At 71.3% G+C, this 17,037-nt stretch carries 16 protein-coding genes; 11 read left to right on the top strand and 5 right to left on the bottom strand.

Features of this window, described 5'->3' with window-relative positions; all coding sequences use genetic code 11:
- Positions 1 to 53 precede the first annotated feature (53 nt).
- A complete protein-coding gene (locus ACIRP2_RS28680) occupies positions 54 to 1,151 on the bottom strand; it encodes an N-acetylglucosamine kinase (protein WP_404255200.1) in 1,098 nt (365 codons plus the stop codon).
- A gap of 144 nt (positions 1,152 to 1,295) precedes the next feature.
- Between ACIRP2_RS28680 and ACIRP2_RS28675 the strand changes: the two genes are divergently transcribed.
- Entirely contained in the window at positions 1,296 to 1,973 is a 678-nt protein-coding gene (locus tag ACIRP2_RS28675) for a uracil-DNA glycosylase (RefSeq protein WP_376273633.1), read from the top strand.
- 534 nt (positions 1,974 to 2,507) lie between these two features.
- Here ACIRP2_RS28675 and ACIRP2_RS28670 read toward each other — a convergent pair.
- Entirely contained in the window at positions 2,508 to 3,596 is a 1,089-nt protein-coding gene (locus ACIRP2_RS28670; RefSeq protein WP_404255198.1) for a WD40/YVTN/BNR-like repeat-containing protein, read from the bottom strand.
- Positions 3,597 to 3,777: 181 nt separating this feature from the next.
- Between ACIRP2_RS28670 and ACIRP2_RS28665 the strand changes: the two genes are divergently transcribed.
- Positions 3,778 to 4,494 (top strand): cupin domain-containing protein, encoded by a 717-nt coding sequence (locus ACIRP2_RS28665; protein WP_404255196.1) that lies wholly within the window; start codon positions 3,778 to 3,780, stop codon positions 4,492 to 4,494.
- Here the strand turns inward: ACIRP2_RS28665 and ACIRP2_RS28660 are convergent.
- Positions 4,482 to 5,024 carry a GNAT family N-acetyltransferase gene (locus ACIRP2_RS28660; RefSeq protein WP_404255194.1) on the bottom strand — a complete coding sequence of 181 codons (543 nt, stop codon included), beginning with the start codon at positions 5,022 to 5,024 and terminating at the stop codon, positions 4,482 to 4,484. The genes ACIRP2_RS28665 and ACIRP2_RS28660 overlap by 13 nt on opposite strands.
- Positions 5,025 to 5,524: 500 nt before the next feature.
- Between ACIRP2_RS28660 and ACIRP2_RS28655 the strand changes: the two genes are divergently transcribed.
- Both ACIRP2_RS28655 and ACIRP2_RS28650 read left to right on the top strand, forming a co-directional pair.
- Positions 5,525 to 5,905 (top strand): hypothetical protein, encoded by a 381-nt coding sequence (locus ACIRP2_RS28655; protein WP_404255192.1) that lies wholly within the window; start codon positions 5,525 to 5,527, stop codon positions 5,903 to 5,905.
- A 166-nt stretch (positions 5,906 to 6,071) separates the two neighbouring features.
- Complete coding sequence (locus tag ACIRP2_RS28650; RefSeq protein ID WP_404255190.1) at positions 6,072 to 7,169, top strand: NADH:flavin oxidoreductase/NADH oxidase; 1,098 nt, start codon at positions 6,072 to 6,074, stop codon at positions 7,167 to 7,169.
- 78 nt (positions 7,170 to 7,247) lie between these two features.
- On the opposite strand, the gene ACIRP2_RS28645 is transcribed toward ACIRP2_RS28650, so the two are convergent.
- Complete coding sequence (locus ACIRP2_RS28645; protein WP_404255188.1) at positions 7,248 to 7,652, bottom strand: hypothetical protein; 405 nt, start codon at positions 7,650 to 7,652, stop codon at positions 7,248 to 7,250.
- Positions 7,653 to 8,244: 592 nt separating this feature from the next.
- Here ACIRP2_RS28645 and ACIRP2_RS28640 point away from each other — a divergent pair.
- From ACIRP2_RS28640 to ACIRP2_RS28610, 7 genes are all read left to right on the top strand, one after another.
- Positions 8,245 to 9,330: an ABC transporter substrate-binding protein gene (locus tag ACIRP2_RS28640; RefSeq protein WP_404255186.1), complete on the top strand. Its 1,086-nt coding sequence runs from the start codon at positions 8,245 to 8,247 to the stop codon at positions 9,328 to 9,330.
- A 131-nt stretch (positions 9,331 to 9,461) separates the two neighbouring features.
- Complete coding sequence (locus ACIRP2_RS28635) at positions 9,462 to 11,093, top strand: sugar ABC transporter ATP-binding protein (RefSeq protein ID WP_404255184.1); 1,632 nt, start codon at positions 9,462 to 9,464, stop codon at positions 11,091 to 11,093.
- Positions 11,090 to 12,061, top strand: a complete 972-nt coding sequence (locus tag ACIRP2_RS28630) for an ABC transporter permease (protein WP_404255182.1) — start codon at positions 11,090 to 11,092, stop codon at positions 12,059 to 12,061. The genes ACIRP2_RS28635 and ACIRP2_RS28630 overlap by 4 nt, the downstream gene beginning before the upstream one ends.
- Positions 12,058 to 13,119 carry an ABC transporter permease gene (locus ACIRP2_RS28625; protein ID WP_404255180.1) on the top strand — a complete coding sequence of 354 codons (1,062 nt, stop codon included), beginning with the start codon at positions 12,058 to 12,060 and terminating at the stop codon, positions 13,117 to 13,119. The genes ACIRP2_RS28630 and ACIRP2_RS28625 overlap by 4 nt, the downstream gene beginning before the upstream one ends.
- 93 nt (positions 13,120 to 13,212) lie before the next feature.
- Positions 13,213 to 14,274 (top strand): LacI family DNA-binding transcriptional regulator, encoded by a 1,062-nt coding sequence (locus tag ACIRP2_RS28620; RefSeq protein ID WP_404255178.1) that lies wholly within the window; start codon positions 13,213 to 13,215, stop codon positions 14,272 to 14,274.
- A gap of 242 nt (positions 14,275 to 14,516) precedes the next feature.
- Complete coding sequence (locus ACIRP2_RS28615) at positions 14,517 to 14,933, top strand: acyl-CoA thioesterase (protein ID WP_404255176.1); 417 nt, start codon at positions 14,517 to 14,519, stop codon at positions 14,931 to 14,933.
- Between the two features lie 282 nt (positions 14,934 to 15,215).
- Complete coding sequence (locus tag ACIRP2_RS28610; RefSeq protein ID WP_404255174.1) at positions 15,216 to 15,596, top strand: ArsR/SmtB family transcription factor; 381 nt, start codon at positions 15,216 to 15,218, stop codon at positions 15,594 to 15,596.
- 2 nt (positions 15,597 to 15,598) lie between these two features.
- Here ACIRP2_RS28610 and ACIRP2_RS28605 read toward each other — a convergent pair whose 3' ends face one another.
- On the bottom strand, positions 15,599 to 17,017 hold the full coding sequence (locus ACIRP2_RS28605; protein ID WP_404255691.1) for an FAD-dependent oxidoreductase: 1,419 nt from the start codon (positions 17,015 to 17,017) through the stop codon (positions 15,599 to 15,601).
- Positions 17,018 to 17,037 lie beyond the last annotated feature (20 nt).

Raw genomic sequence — 17,037 nt, 5'->3', positions numbered from 1 at the left:
TTCGGGGAGGGCCCAGTCGGGCGTTATCTGTCCGCTTTTATCCGATGAGAGGCTTACTGGTCGACTGTCCCGCTCTGTCGGTGGCTGTTCGGGCCCTGCCCAGGATCGTCACCGAGTACGCGGAGCAGCGTCGGATGGTGCGGCAGTCGCAGATCCCCGGTGGCCAACGCCTGGGCGATGGACAGCGCACCGGTCAAGGGATCACCCGAACCGGGGACCGCCCGTGCCTGCGGGACCTGTCGGGACAGCTCCTCACGCAGCGGTACGAGCAGCGCATCGCCCATCCGGAACAGGCCACCCGTCAAGGCCACTTCGTACCGTTCGTCGTCGGCTCCGGCCTTCGGGCACACGGCCGCGGCGGCCTCCGCGATGTGCCCCGCGGCTTCGCGCAGAATGCCCGCGGCCACCGGATCGTGCCCGGCGCACGCGGCGACCTCGGGCGCGAACGAGGCCAGCACGGCAGGGCGGTCGGTACGCGGATAGAGCATCCCGGGCAGTTCCGGTGCCGGTCCGAACACGGCCTCCAGCCGGGCCAGCAACGCGGCGGACCCGCCGCGTCGGCCGTCATGGGCGCGCATGGCCGCGTCGAGGCCGGCCCGCCCGATCCAGGCGCCGCCACCACTGTCACCCAGCAGATGCCCCCAGCCGTCGGCCCGGTGCCAGTCGGTCAGATCCGTGCCCAGCGCGATCATGCCGGTGCCACCCGCGACGACCGCCCCCGGGCGCTGACCGACCGCACCCGCGTACGCGGTCACCGCGTCGGCTGCGAGAGCCAGTCGGCACACCCCGAACGCGTGCTCCAGAGCCGAGGGCAGCTCGGCGCGCAGCTGTCCACCGAGTGTCGCCATACCGGCGGCTCCGACCGCCACGGCGGCGATCCGGGATCCGGTGCCCGCGCCGTGCCGCTCCAGCAGCCGACGGGCGGCGGGCAGCAGTTGTTCGAGCAGATGGCCCGCGTCGATCCCCGTGGCTCCGGTGCGCACCGGCTCGGCGCAGACCGTCGTGTCCGACGGGCCGGACGTACCGACGGCGCCCAGCGCCACCCGCAGCCCCGAGCCGCCCGAGTCCACGCCGAGCACGTAGGGACCCGTCGCCCCGTCCCGACGCGCGCCGACGGCGTGGTTCTCCGGCGAACGCCCGCGTGAGCTCATGGACCGGCTCCAGGAAGAAGTGATGAGGACGGCGGCAGCCTACCCCCGGTACCGCGAGCCATGACCGGGGGCTTGGAAGATGGGTCTCCATGGGGCGGCTCCGGGGCGGGAAGGCGGTCGTGTACGCCGGTAGAGTGATGTTTCGTGGCACCACGACCGTTGAATGAAGTAGTCGAGTCCGGCTGGGCCGACGCGCTTGCCCCCGTGGCCGGACAGATCGCCGCGATGGGCGATTTCCTGCGTGCGGAGGTAGCGGCGCGTCGCACCTACCTGCCGTCCGGAGCGAACGTGCTGCGCGCGTTCCAGCAGCCCTTCGACGACGTACGCGTCCTGATCGTCGGTCAGGACCCCTATCCGACGCCCGGGATGGCGATGGGGCTGAGCTTCTCGGTGGCCCCCGAGGTGCGCCAGTTGCCCGGCAGCCTGGAGAACATCTTCCGCGAACTGCATACCGACTTGGGGCTTCCGCGGCCGTCCAACGGGGATCTGACGCCCTGGACACGACAGGGCGTGCTGTTGCTGAACAGGGCGCTCACCACTGCGCCCCGCAAGCCCGGCGCGCATCGCGGCAAGGGCTGGGAGGAAGTGACCGAGCAGGCGATCCGGGCTCTGGCCGCACGCGGCAAGCCGCTGGTGTCCGTGTTGTGGGGTCGTGACGCGCGCAATCTGCGGCCGTTCCTCGACGGCTTTCCGGCCATCGAGTCCGCGCACCCCTCGCCCATGTCGGCGGACCGCGGCTTCTTCGGCTCGCGCCCGTTCAGCCGCACCAATGAAGCGTTGCTCCGCCAGGGGGCCCAGCCGGTCGACTGGCAACTGCCGTAACCCGGGGCCGTCGCACGGCCGTTCCGCCGGATGCGGCGTGGCATCGGTTCCCTCCCGGGTCCGGTGCCACGTCCTTCGGTCGGACGCATTGCGCGTCGCTCGTATGAAGCGTCCCGCACCACCGCGCCGACCACCGGTCCTTCGTGCCGCTCCCGGACATGGTCATAGGCGATCAGCCGCGTCCGCGGCGATTCCTCGGCCCCGCTCAGCGCGTCCTCGACGGGCGCGCTCACTTCGGCACGCGGCCGACCGGCGGCCACGACGGCGGCCGGTCGGGGACGCTCCACCATCCGGTACGGCGGCCGGACCGGGCGCGACGACTCACCGAAGTTCTGGCGCGATCAGCGCTCTTCGACATCGAGGGTGGACAACGCCGCCCCGCGCTCGACCGGCAGGATGTCGGGACCGGCGAAGTCCATGTCGATGTCGGCGGCCGACGGAGAGCGTCGGACGCCGGGTCGGGCCCTGCCCCGGGTCGGAACCCGTCACGAGCCGGCGCGGGCGGCCGATGGCGGCGACGAAGCGCCCCGATGGTCAGGGGCCGACGACCGCCGCCCGGACGCAGAGGACATCCGGCAGATGCGAGGCGAGCTGCTGCCAGGTGTCCCCGTCGTCCGCGCTCGCGTACACCTCGCCGTTGCGATTGCCGAAGTAGACGCCCGCCGGGTCGGCGTCGTCCGTACAGAGCGCGTCGCGCAGCACCGTCCCGTAATGCGTCTCCTCGGGCAGGCCCGCCGACAACGGCTCCCAGGTGCTGCCCGCGTCGCCGGTGCGGAACACCCGGCAGCGGTGCTCGGCCGGAACGCGGTCGATGTCGGCATTGATCGGGAAGACGTACGCCGTGTCCGCGCGGTGCGGGTGCGCGGCAGCGGCGAAGCCGAAATCGGACGGCAGCCCCCGGCCGATGTCCGTCCAGTTGTCTCCCGAGTCGTCGCTCCGGAACACCCCCCAGTGGTTCTGGAGGTAGAGCCGGTCCGGATCGACGGCGTCCCGGGCCACCTTGTGGACGCACTGGCCGAACTCGGGATCCGGGTCGGGGAGAAAGACCGCCGACACCCCCTTGTTCGACGGAGCCCAGCTCGCGCCGCCGTCCTTGGTGCGGAACACCCCGGCCGTGGAGACCGCGACGGTCACGGCGCGGGCGTCCCGCGGGTCAGTGAGGATGGTGTGCAGACCCTCGCCGCCCCCGCCCGGCACCCACTTCGAACGCGTCGGATGCTCCCACAGGGGGCGGACCAGCTCGAAGGACGCCCCGCCGTCCTGGGAACGGAACAACGCGGCGGGCTCCGTCCCGGCGTAGACGACGTCGGGCGCTTCGGGGCCGGCGGGGTGCAGTTGCCAGACCCGCTCCAGCGATGTCTCGGTGAACCCCGGGAACTTCACGGCCGGTTGCTGCGGCTCGACCCAGGTGCCGCCCAGATCGTCGGAATGGAACACCGAGGGGCCCCAGTGCGCGCTGTCCCCGCCGACCAGCAGCCGGGGCACGCGCCTGCGGGTGTCGATGGCGATGGAACTGACCGCCTGGGCATTGAAATGCGGGCCGTCGAACTCCCATGCGCCACCGCGCCGGTGGCCGATGAAGAGTCCCTTGCGGGTGCCTACGGTGAGCAGTACGTCGGTCATGGCCGAACCTCCCGAAACGCCGTTGTGTCGGATACGGGCCAGTCTGCACCCCACCACTGACAGAGGCCCGCAGGGCGGCCCCGGACACCGGACCCTGTTGCTTCCCCGGCCGGTGAAGTACGGTGCAGCAGAAGTAGAAAGCGCTTGCCCGGTGCCGTGACCGAGAGACCGAGGAGCACCAGTGCCGACCTTCGAGGGACTGCCCGGCTCCGTCGCCGTCTCCCATCTGCGGGTGTACGACTGGCCCACCGAGGACGGCCTGCGCGGCGGGACGCCCCACGTCCATCTCACCTGCTCCGAGGGGTATGTGGTGGTCGCCGGCGAGGGCTCGGTGCAGACCCTCACCGCGTCGGGGTTCCGGCGGACACCACTGACGCCGGGCGCCCTTGTCTGGTTCACGCCCGGCACGATCCACCGCCTCGTCAACGAGGACGGGCTGCGCATCGTCGTCCTCATGGAGAACAGCGGACTGCCCGAGGCCGGTGACGCCGTCCTCACCCTGCCGCCCCGCCACCTGGCGGATTCCGACGCCTACCGGGCGGCGGTCGCCCTCCCCGTCGACGGATCCGAGGCGGAACAGGAACGGGCCGCACGCGCCCGCCGTGACCTCGCCGTCGAGGGGTTCCTCGCGCTGCGCCGGGCCACCGAGGCGGGCGACCCCGAACCACTCGCCGCCTTCCATCGGGCCGCCGCCGCACTCGTGCGTCCGAGGACCGAGGGCTGGCGGGAGCGCTGGCGGAAGGGGGCCGCCGCGGCGTCGGAGGTGACCGGCGGCCAGCTCGACGCCCTGGCGCGCGGCGACGCCGGATACCTCGCCGGCGCCTGTGTGCACGCCGAACGCCCCTCCGTGCACGGCAGGTTCGGTATGTGCGGGCGTCTGGACGTCTACCGCGGCTGACCGGATCCCGTGCCGTCACCGCCCGCCGGGCGCGCCAGTATCCGGATCGTGCGGCCGTCGTCCTCACGAGCGTCCCCGACGTGCCGGAAGCCGATCCGGCCCAGCAGCGCCAGCGACGCCGCGTTCTCCGCGGCCACCGTCGCGTACACCTCGCTGAGCCCGAGGGTGTCGAATCCGTACGAGGTCACCGTACGCGCGATCTCGGTACCGAAACCCAGCCCCCACTCGGCCGGAGCCAGGGCGTAGACGATCTCGTGGCCGTCCACCTCCGGGGACGGGGAGGGTTTGATCTCCGCGTGGCCGACCAGGCGATCGCCGAGCCGTACGGCCCACACGTCGAAGAGACCCTGTGCGTACACCTTGCTGAAGACCCGCCCGAACAGGGCGCGGTCCTCGGCCTCGGTCTGCGGTCCGTCACCCATCCACCGGGAAACCCGGCTGTCCTGGAAGAGTGCAACGAAGTCGTCCTCGTCCGCGGGCACGTACGGCTCCAGCCTCAGCCGCCCGGTGTGCAGGGTGGGGGTCGTCATGAGGCGGGACGCTACGTGGCGCCGGTCCGGCCCGCAACGGAATAGGAGGGCGGCCCGGCGCCGGCCGGTGTGCTCTTTGGCCGGGGCAACCCCTCACCGGCGCCGGTCGGTCCGGGACGGCTTGGCCGAGGAGGCTGCGCGGGCCCCGCGCGGGAACCGGCGCTCCGCCCTCGTCCCTCCGGGAGCCTCCCTGCTCCGGGAGATCCCGCGTGGAGGGCCGTCCCTGTCGTCGGCCGTAGGGGACAGGTTCAGAAACTTTCGAAGGGGTCTCGCTCCGACCGGCCGGTGGTCGTTCGCGCCTGTCCACGCGTGCTGGTGACCTGCCCTTCGGCGGGCAGGCGCGTGTGCTGGAATTCTGGAAGGCCGCCCCGGCGGTGCTGCCGCGGACCGGCGGTCGGCACCGGTGGCCGGGGGTTCGGTGGTCCGTGTCCGCCGGAGGGCATCCGGCCGCACCCGGTCGAGGGGTGCGCCGGGCGAAGAGTGAAGTGAGAGGTGGCGCGATGACGCGTGGGATCGAGGATCGCGAGGGGCGCGGTGTGGACCTGGAGGTGGTCCCCGTCGGCTCGGGGGTCGAGGTCCGGGTCGCGGCGCCGACGGGCGAGTCCGTGCTGGTCTGTACTCCTGAGCGCGCCCGGGAACTGGCGGCGGCCCTCGCCCTGGCGGCGGACGGGGCCGAGAGTGCGGGGTCGGCGGAGCCCGTCACCGTCCGGGCGCGCGAGCTGCGCCGGGGAGACGTGCGGGACGGTGACCGCGCCATGACGGTGGAGGGCGTCAGGATCGACGGAGCCACCGCCCATGTGACCTGGAAGTCGGGCGCCGGACGCAGTTGGACCCAGGGGTATGACGCGGACGCGGTCATCACGCTCAGGCGTCGCGGATAGATCGCGTACGCGCGCACCCAGCGGTGCCGTGAGGCCCGTTTCCGGCCGGGAACGGGCCTCACGCGCGTCCATGCCTTTGTACGAGAGGCGTCGTAATTTGACAGGTCTCGTAGTACGGTAGGTATCGTACTAGCGAGTCTTTCGTGCCGTCGAAACGGAGTCCGACGTGAGTGCCCTCTTCGAGCCCTACACCCTGCGGTCGCTCGTCATTCCCAACCGGGTGTGGATGGCGCCCATGTGCCAGTACAGCGCCGAACCGGTGGGGCCGAACGCGGGCGTCGCGACCGACTGGCACTTCGCCCACCTCGCGGCGCGCGCCATCGGCGGAACGGGGCTCATCCTCACCGAGGCGACGGCCGTCAGCCCCGAGGGGCGGATCAGCCCGGCGGACCTCGGTATCTGGAACGACGCCCAGGTGGCCGCCTTCCGCCGGATCACGGACTTCCTCAAGGGGCAGGGGTCGGTTCCCGGCATTCAGCTCGCGCACGCCGGTCGCAAGGCGTCGACGGCGGCCCCCTGGCTGGGCGGCGACCCCGTCGGCCCGGACGCGCACGGCTGGACGCCCGTCGCCCCCAGCCCGCTGCCGTTCGACGACGGTCACCCCGTACCGCACGAGCTGACGGTGGACGAGATCCGGGGCGTCGTCGATCAGTTCCGTGAGGCCGCCCGCCGTGCGCTCGACGCGGGCTTCGAGGTCGCCGAGGTGCACGGAGCCCATGGATACCTCATCGGGCAGTTCCTCTCCCCGCACAGCAACCGGCGTGACGACGAGTACGGCGGCAGCTTCGAGAACCGCGTCCGCTTCGCACTTCAGGTCGTCGACGCCGTGCGTGAGGTCTGGCCGGAGGAACTGCCCGTCCTCTTCAGGATCTCCGCGACGGACTGGCTCACGGAGAACGACGAGGACGAGCGCGAGGGCTGGACCGTCGACGAGACCGTGCGGCTGGCCAAGGAGCTCCAGGCCCACGGCGTCGACCTGCTGGACGTCTCCAGTGGTGGGAACGCCCCGCGCGCCCGCATCGGGACCGGGCCCGGCTACCAGGTTCCCTTCGCCGAACGGGTCAAGGCGGAGACCTCGCTCCCCGTGGCGGCCGTCGGTCTGATCACGGAACCGCAGCAGGCCGAGAAGATCATCACCGAAGGACGGGCCGACGCGGTCCTCCTCGGGCGTGAGCTGCTGCGGAGCCCCTCCTGGGCCCAGTACGCGGCCCGTGAACTGGGCGGCGAACTCCGCACGCCGGACCAGTACCTCCGCGCGGTCTGACCGCTCGGACCTCGCCGGCCCGGGCGTCCGGCACGCCGTGACGTGCCGCAGGAGGCTCGGGCCCGAGGGGTCCGCGTGTCATCGACCGACGGGGCTGAGCCGGGCGCGGACGAACGGGCCGGTCAGGAGCACGAGGAGAGCGAAGGCGGCGAGGCGCTGCAGCCCCGGCTCCGCTGCCACATCGCTGTGCTGGATTCCGTACACCGCATACCAGTTGGCCGCCAGGTCGGTTGCCATGACGGTGCACATCAGGTCCACGCCGACCCGCCTCCCGGCGATCAGGAGAAGCGCCGCCACCGAGTCGAAGGCCGCCAGCGACGACCAGTACAGGTTCAGCCAGTCCGGCGCCCAGCGATAGGGGAACAGGCCGTCGCGGGCCAGGTCGGCGATGTGCGAGGCGGCTCCCACGAAGAGCATGACGACGACGTACACCACGACGAGCGCGACCACCCACCACGGTGCGCGGTCCGTCCATCCTCGCATCCGACCCATTGTGTCAGATGCGGGACGACGGCGACGGTGGACCACGGGACCACGGGACCACGGGACCGCGTCGATCGCGTCCGCGTCGTCGCCGACTTCCGGCCTGGGGCGAACTTCGTTGGCCGCACGCGGTGTTCCGTCGTGCGTCGATCGGCGGTCGGGGCCGAAGCCCGGCGGTTCGTCCGGGCTCCACGACGCTGCCCAGCCCCCTGGAGCGTGGCGTGACATGCCGCCCGACCCTCGTGCGGCCGTATGGCCCCACGACGGTACGGAGTCGAGTCGCTGCCCGGTGGTTGTGCGTCATCCGGGGGTCGGCCGCGAACAGATCGCGCTTCGGGACCGGCGCATTTCGGAAAGGCGCCGGCAGCTCTCTTGCCGCCTGCGCCACACCGCCTATATAACGTTGTAAACCGAGCTGCCGACAGGCCGCGCAGGCGCTCATGACCACCGTTCCCACGGCTGTTCGGCAGCTCGGAGCGGAACCGTGAGGCATGCGGCGGCATCAGTGGCCCGGCGGTTGATGCATCGTCCGGTCATGCCCCGACGGCACGCCTCCAAGCGTGCCGTCACCTCGCCAAGGAGCGTCCCGCGCATGATGATCCAGCGCCGATCCCGTCCCCTCGCCGTGGCCTGCCTCCTCCTCGCCGTTGTCACGTCGGCCGCCTCCGGCTGCGCCAAGTCGGAAACCCCGGACAACGCCGGAGGTGACAGCGGCCAAGGGGCCCAGACCGCCAAGTCTCCGGAGAGCAGCTCCGGTTCGGGGTGCTCGCTGCAGGCCTACGGCGCGCCGAAGCTGGACCTCAAGGATGCGGTGGTCGGCTTCTCTCAGTCGGAGAAGGAGGCCAACCCGTTCCGTATCGCCGAGACACGGTCCATCAAGGACGAGGCCGAGAAGGTGGGCGTGAGGAAGCTGCTCACCACCAACGCGCAGTCGCAACTCTCCAAGCAGATCAGCGACATCCAGGACATGCTGTCGCAGGGTGCCCAGTTCCTCATCGTCGCCCCGCTGAACTCCGACGGACTGGAACCGGCGTTCAAGGCGGCCGCGGCCAGGAAGGTCCCCGTCCTGACCATCGACCGCAAGGTCAACTCCACCGCCTGCAAGGACTATGTGGCCTTCCTCGGCTCCGACTTCGTGGAGCAGGGCAAACGAGCGGCGGACGCGATGATCAAGGCGACCGGCGGCAAGGGCAAGGTCGCCGTCCTCCTCGGCGCCTCGGGCAACAACGTCACCACCGACCGCACCAAGGGCTTCGTCGACCAGCTCGAGGCGCAGGCCCCCGGACTGGAGATCGTCGCCCAGCAGACCGGCGAGTTCGCACGGGACAAGGGGCAGCAGGTGATGGAGCAGCTGATCCAGTCCAAGCCCGACATCACCGCCGTCTACGCGGAGAACGACGAGATGGGGCTCGGTGCGGTCACCGCGCTGAAGGCGGCCGGGAAGAAGCCCGGCAAGGACATCAAGATCGTATCCGTGGACGGTACGCGGAATGCCGTGCAGGCCCTGGTCGACGGCGAGTACAACGCTGTCATCGAGTCGAACCCGCGCTTCGGGCCGCTCGCCTTCGCGACCGCTCAGAAGTTCTACAACGGTGAGGAGATCCCGGCGAACGTCATCATCTCCGACCGGGCGTACGACGAGTCCAACGCCAAGGTCTCGCTCGGCGGCGCGTTCTGACCGCAGCGGTCCGCAGGGATCCGCGACGTCCTGGTCCACCGCCGCGGCGAAGCCCTTCGCCGCAGCCGCACTTTGCCCCGCCGCGGCGGCACGGGCCCACCCCCTGGAACAGCGGAAGGCCGATACCGCCCATGGCATCACCCGAAGCAGTACCACAGGCGCCGGAGCCGGCCGTCCACCCGGCGGACATCACCTCTCCTCCCGACGCCGGCACCGTCCTCGAAGCCCGCTCGGTGAGCAAGCGGTTCCCGGGCGTCGTCGCCCTCGACGGCGTCTCCCTCGCCCTGCGCGCCGGGGAGACCCACGCCCTGGTGGGGGAGAACGGCGCGGGCAAATCCACCTTGATCAAGGTGTTGACCGGCGTTCACCGCCCCGACGAGGGCGAACTGCGGCTGAGCGGACGCCCCGTGGCATTCGCCCGGCCGTTCGAGGCACAACAGGCCGGGATCTCCACGATCTACCAGGAGGTGAATCTCGTCCCGCTGATGAGCGTGGCGCGCAACATCTTCCTCGGCCGTGAGCCCAGGAACCGCCTCGGCCTCATCGACTTCTCCCGGATGCACCGCGAGACCGCGGCACTGCTGGACGGCTTCGGCGTACGTGTCGACCCCCGAACGCCCCTGCGCACACTGGGCATCGGCGCGCAGCAGATGGTCGCCCTGGCCCGCGCCGTCTCGGTCGACGCCCGGGTCGTCATCATGGACGAGCCCACCTCCTCGCTGGAGCCGCGCGAGGTGGAGACCCTCTTCCGGGTCGTCGAGAACCTGCGCGGCCGAGGCATCGCCGTTCTCTACGTCAGCCACCGCATGGACGAGCTCTACCGGATCTGCGACCGCGTCACCGTGCTGCGCGACGGCCGCCACGTCCACACCGGCGACCTCGCCGGCCTGGACCGCATGCGGCTCGTCTCCATGATGCTCGGCCGCGATCTGTCCGACGTCCGCCGCACCGGCCTCACCGGTTTCGGCAGCGGGGGACACGACGCGGCACGTACCCCCGTACTCACCGCGACCGGCCTCAACCGGCGCCACCAACTCCACGACATATCCCTGGCGTTGTACGGCGGCGAGGTGCTCGGCCTCGGTGGCCTCCTCGGCTCCGGCCGCAGCGAGACGGCGCGGGCCCTCGCGGGTGCACTGAGCCTGGATTCCGGCGAACTCGCCATCGGGGGAAAGAAGTTGCGCAGGATCGGCACGGCCGGTGCCATCCGTTCCGGAATCAGTCTGCTGCCCGAGGACCGCAAGGCCGACGGCATCGTGCCCAGCCTCTCCGTGCGCGAGAACATCGTGCTGGCCGCCATGCCCCGGCTCTCCCGATTCGGGGTGGTCTCCCGCCGCAAGCAGGACCGCGTCGTCGACATCTTCATGAAGCGGCTGAGGATCAAGGCGGCGAGCCCCGAACAGAAGGTCGGCGAACTCTCCGGAGGCAACCAGCAGAAGGTCCTTCTCGCCCGCTGGCTCTGTCTGGAACCCAGGGTGCTGCTGCTCGACGAACCGACCCGGGGCATCGACGTCGGCGCCAAGGCCGAGGTCCAGGGCCTCGTCGACGACCTCGCCCGTGAGGGCCTCGCCGTCCTGCTCATCTCCTCCGACGTCGAGGAACTCATCGAGGGCGCCGACCGCGTCGTCGTCCTGCGCGGCGGCTCGGTGGCGGGCGAACTCACGGGCGAGGAGGTGACCGAGAGCCATCTGCTCGAAGTGCTCGCCGACCACGCGCCGGCGCCCGCGGGGAAGGCCCCGACCGCCCAGGAGGATCCCCGATGACCCAGGCCGCCCTCGCCACCTCCGCCCGCCCCCTGGCCCGGCTGCGCGACCCCGTCTGGTACCAGGAGTACGGCGTGTACCTCGCCGTGGCGGTGGTGCTCGTCTTCAACGCCCTGTTCACCGAGCACTTCATGACCGCCGACAATCTGCGTACCCAGCTCGTCCAGGTCGCCCCCGTCGTCATCGTCGCCCTGGGCATGGCCCTGGTCATCGGCACCGAGGGCGTCGATCTGTCCGTCGGCTCGACGATGGCGCTCGCCACCGCGCTCCTGCCGCTCTATCTCGGATACGGGCTCGTGCCCGCGCTCGTCGTGGCGCTGCTGGCCGGCGCCGCCGTCGGCGCGGTCAACGGCGCACTGGTCTCGCTCGTCGGGCTGCAACCGATCGTCGCCACGCTCGCGCTCTTCGTCGGAGGCCGGGGCCTGGCCCTCGTCATGGCCGACGGCCGGCTCAAGCAGATCGTCAACCCGGATCTGCTCTCGCTCGGCACCGGCTCCTTCCTCGGTGTCCCGCTGGTCGTACTGATCGCCGCGGTCCTCGCCGTGGCCGTCGCCTTCCTCGTGCAGCGCACCACCTTCGGCCGTCAGATCGTCGCCGTCGGTGGCAACCGCTCGGCCGCGGCCCTCGCCGGCCTGCCCGTACGGCGTGTGCTCATCGGCGTGTACGTGCTCTGCGGCGTACTGGCCGCCCTGGCCGGCATCCTCGCCACCGCCAGGCTGACCGCCAGCGATCCCTCCTCGCTCGGCACCCTCATGGAACTCTCCGCCATCACGGCCGTCGTGGTCGGCGGCACCCCGCTGAGCGGGGGTTCCGTCCGGGTGCTCGGCACCGTCGCGGGCGCCCTGCTGATGCAGCTGCTGCGCGCCACCCTGGTCAAGCACGACCTTCCCGACTCCACCGCACAGATCGCCCAGGCGGCCATCATCATCGCCGCCGTCTACGTCGCCCGGGAGCGTCGGTCCCGATGAACGAATCCACACCTGCCGCCCTCGCCCAGTCCCCGGCACCGAGAAGGAGCCAAAAGGCGCCGGGGAACGGCGAGCCTTGCCCGGCATCCGGCCCCGGGCCGACGATCGCACGGCGGTTCGTCGACCTCCTGCGGGGTCAGGGCGTGCTCGCCGTCCTGCTGACCGTCGTGATCACCGCCTCGTTCGTCTACCCGACGTTCGCGACGCTGGACAACGCCCGCGGTGTGACCGTGCAGGCGTCGTTCCTCGCCGTGGTCGCCCTCGGCATGACGTTGGTCGTCATCAGCGGCGGCATCGACCTGTCCGTAGGCTCCGTCTTCGCCCTCGGCGGTGTGCTCGCCGCCTGGGCCTCGCAAGGGGGTTTCCTGCCCGCGCTGCTCGTGCCCCTGGTGGTGTGCGGAGCGATCGGTCTGCTCAACGGCCTCCTGATCGCCCGTGCCTCGATGCCCCCCTTCATCGTCACCCTCGCCACCCTGCTGGCCGCCCGCGGCATACTCCTCGCCCTCACCGACGAGGGCGCCACCACCCCTCTCGTCCCCAAGGGTTCCGCCTTCGCCGAACTGGGCCAGGGGAGCGTATGGGGTTTCGGACACCCGGTCCTGATCGCCCTGGTGCTGTTCGGTGCCGGCGGACTGCTCCTGCAGCGCACCTCGTTCGGCCAGTCCCTCTTCGCCGTCGGCGGCAGCAGCGACGCGGCCGCCCTGATGGGCCTGCCCGTGGCCCGTACGAAACTCCTCGTCTACACGCTCAGCGGGCTGCTCGCCGGACTCGCCGGTGCGCTGAACGCGGCCAGACTGTCCTCCGGCGTCACGATCGTCGGTGTGGGCATGGAACTCGACGCCATCTCCGCCGTCGTCATCGGCGGTACCCTCCTCGTCGGCGGCGCCGGCTCGATCAGCGGCACCCTCTGGGGCGTCCTGCTGCTGGCCGTCATCCAGAACCTCATCAACCAGATCGGTTCGCTGAACTCCTCCTACCAGTCGGTGGTCAGCGGAGGGTTCCTTATCGTTGTCGTCGTGGCCCAGCGCTGGCTTGCGCGCGGCCGCAGAACCGGCTGAGCCGTGCCGGACGGGGCAACCCCCGGTCCTCGAAGCGCGAGCCGAGCCGATCCAGTGCGCAACGGTGCGCACCGAGCCGAGTCAGGGAGTGCCGTGGGCGTCAGCCTCAAGGACGTTGCGCAACGGGCGGGCGTGTCCATCAAGACCGTGTCCAACGTGGTGAACAACTATCAGCACGTCACACCACAGATGCGCGCCAAGGTGCAACAGGCCATCGACGAACTCGGCTACCGGCCGAACCTCACCGCTCGCCATCTGCGCAAGGGCCGCACCGGCATCATCGCCCTGGCAGTGCCCGAGTTCGGCAACCCGTACTTCGCCGAACTGGCCGGCGCGGTCGTCGACGCGGCCGCCCGGCACGACTACACCGTCCTGGTCGACCACACCGCCGGCCTCAGGGAGAAGGAACTCCTGGTCAGCCAGGGCTTCCGCTCCCATGTCATCGACGGCCTCATCCTCAGTCCCATCCATCTGGAGACCGAGGACCTCATGGCACGCACCGAGACCGCGCCCCTGGTCCTTCTCGGCGAGCGGGAGTACGAGGCTCCGTACGACCACATCGCCATCGACAACGTGGCCGCCGCCCGTGACGCCGTACGCCACCTCATCGACCGCGGCCACCGCCGGATCGCCTTCCTCGGCTCCCGCACCGGACGCGAACGGCAGCCCGCCCACCTGCGTCTGCGTGGCTGGCGCGAGGAACTGGCCGCGGCCGGCATCGAGCCCGACGAGTCACTGGTCGTCGTCACCGACGGGTACGGACGCGAGGACGGCGCCTCAGCCATGGCCGCACTCCTGGACCGGGGAGAGCGACCCGACGCGGTCTTCGCGTACAACGACCTCATCGCCATCGGAGCGATGCGCACCCTCACCGCACGCGGCCTGCGCATTCCCGAGGACGTCGCCGTCGTCGGCTTCGACAACATCGAGGAGAGCCTGTACGGGGCCACCACCCTCACCACCATCGCCCCCGACAAGGAAGCCATCGCGCGGCTCGCCGTCGACAGCCTCGTCGAACGGCTCTCCGGCAACCCGGTTCCCGAACCGCGTCGGCCCCGCCCCGGCTACGCCCTCGTCGTCCGCGAGTCCACCGTGCCGCCGAGAGGGCCCGCTCCACGAGAGGACCGGGCCCCCGCCTCCGGCCCCGCCACCTGAGGTACGGACCCGCGGCGCCGATCCTCCTTGCGTTCCTTCCATGTGTAGAACTGCGCCGAATGGTTGACCTAGCCGCGGTTCCACTTGTCGTTGACGAAGGCGGCGACCTCGCCGAAGACGAAGAAGTTCTCCGCCGCCCGGGCGCCGAACCGCGAGGTGACTCGCTCCTGGATCGCTGGCAGGAAACGGCGGTTGAAGGTGGTGCGGGGAATGACGGAATGCGTCGTGATGTTGGGACGGCCATGACCTTTTCTGTGGACGTGACCGTTCGGGGCTACGAACTCGACACGCAGGGACATCTGAACCAGGCCGTCTACCTGCAGTACGCCGAGCACGCGCGCTGGGAACTGCTGCGCGCCGCGGGCCTGCCGCAGGAGAAGCTGCTGGCCAGTGGGGTCGGGCCGGTGGCGCTCGAAACGACGGTGAAGTTCCTGCGCGAACTGAGGGGTGGTGACCGGGTTCGGGTGACCTGCCGGTTCGAATACGGCGAGGGGAAGACGTTCGCGGTGGCGCAGGAGGTCGTCAAGGAGGACGGCACGGTCGCTGCGCAGGTCACGGGCGTGGCGGGGTTGCTCGATCTGACGGCCCGCAGGCTGATCGCCGATCCGGCCGGGCATCTCGCCTCACTCGCGGAGAACCCGGACCTGCTCAGCGGCTGACCGGCCGCGCCGCGGCCGTGCGGTGTCGGTGGTCGGGCCGGCCCGCTGCGGCCGGCCCGCCGACTCGGTCGTGCCTCCTCGACGCCGATCCGGGTGCGGCGGTGATCGGGGGTGTCGACCTCGTCGAGCACGGCGATGGCGAAGTCGCCGCAGGTGGTGCGGGCGGCGTCGACGGCGGCCGGGAAGGACGATGCGCGGCCGCACCCGTCGTGCGGTGGGATCTCAAACTACGACGAGTCTCGTATTATGGGAGACCGGACCAAGCCAGGAAATGGAGCCATCGTGACCCCAGCCAGCGCCCCCGTCGAAAGCGCCGCTGCGGTCGGTGGCCGCGCGCTCGACCACCCCGCGCGGGACGAGATCCGCATCGAGGCGGTGCTGCACGCGCTCTCCGACCCGATCCGGCTGCGCGTGGTGCGTGAACTGGCCGTCGCCGACTCCGAGCTCACCTGTTCCCGTTTCGACCTGCCGGTGTCCAAGTCGACGTCCACGCACCACTTCCGGGTGCTGCGCGAGAGCGGCATCGTCCAGCAGATCTACCGCGGCACGGCCAAGATGAACGGGCTGCGCCGAGACGATCTGGAAGCACTGTTCCCCGGGCTCCTCGACACCGTCCTCGACGCCGCCAACCGGCAGGTGCAGCGCATCGGCGAGGACCGGTAGCCTCACGATCCACCCCGCTCGGCATCCTCCGCGGCGTCCAGCAGCCCCGCCCAGTCCGGGATCTTCACCGGCCCCCGGCCCAGTGACCGGCCGAGCGCCGCCTCCGCCCGCTCGATGGACAGCCAGCCCTTCCATTCCACCGGCCGCAACCCCCACGCCCGCAGGGCGGTCACCGGATCGGGCACGGACGGACGCCCGGCGAGCAGCGGTGCGTCGTCCAGCAAGGACGCCACCGTCTCCTTCGCGCACGACCGGTTCGAGCCGATCACCCCGGTCGGCCCCCGCTTGATCCAGCCGGCGACGTACTCCCCGGGCGACGGCACGCCGTCCCGCAGCACCCGCCCCGCCAGATGCGGCACCGTCCCGCGCGCCGTGTCGAACGGGAGGCCGGGCAGAGGAAGTCCCCGGTAGCCGACGGCCCGCAGCACGAGCTGGGCGCCGATGTCCTCGTACGCCCCGGAGTCGCGTACCCCTCCGCTGCCGTCCGGCTCGGTACGGGCGAACCGCACCCCGGCCACCCGGCCCTCCCGCTCCAGCAGTTCGACGGGCCGCAGAAAGAACCGCAGGTGTATGGTGCGCGCCGGATCTCCTCCCGGGCCCGCGCCCACGGCGCCGGCCGAGGCCCATCCGCGCAGCACCTCGATGTTGCGCCGCGCCGCCGCCGTCAGGGGCGGCACGTCGGGTGGAGAGGACACGGTCGTCGCCGGCCCGGCGGGCGGATCGACGTATGCCGGATCGAGGGCCAGCTCCGCCTCGTCCACCACCACCCGGGCATGCGGCAGCCCGCCCAGCTCCCGCAGCTCCTTGGTGGTGAACCTGGCCTGCGAGGGCCCCCGCCGGCCGGCCATGTGGACCTCGCGGACCCGGCTCCCGGCCAGCGCGCCGAGCGCTCCGTGCGGTACGTCGGTGGGGCGCAGCTCCTCCGCGCCGCGCGCGAGAATCCGCGCCACGTCCACCGCCACATTGCCGACACCGATCACCACGACCGAACGGGCCCGCAGCGCGAAGCCGTTGGCGGCGGCGTCCGGGTGCGCGCTGTACCACGAGACGAACTCGGTCGCGGAAAAGCTGCCGGGCAGGTCCTCGCCGGGGACGGCGAGGCCGCGGTCGGTCGCGGCCCCGACGCAGTACACGACCGCCTGGTAGAGCTCACCGATGCGTTCGGGCGGGATCCCGCCGCCGCCCACCTCGACATTGCCGAGGAAGGTGATCCGCTCGTGCTCCAGGACGGTCCGCAGGCTGTTCTGCAGCGATTTGATCTTCTCGTGATCGGGGGCCACACCGTAGCGCACCAGGCCGTACGGACAGGGGAGCCGGTCCAGCACATCGACCCGGACGCCGGGCACCCGGTCCTGCTCGACCAGCGCCTGCGCGGTGTAGACCCCGCTCGGACCGGAGCCGACGACGGCGACACGGAGCACGGCGCACCTCTTCCCGCGGG

It is taken from the genome of Streptomyces sp. NPDC101194 (genome assembly GCF_044767885.1).
GTDB lineage: Bacteria > Actinomycetota > Actinomycetes > Streptomycetales > Streptomycetaceae > Streptomyces.
The sequence above is the reverse complement of the archived record's forward strand: the minus strand, read 5'-3'. Positions and strand labels throughout refer to the sequence as shown.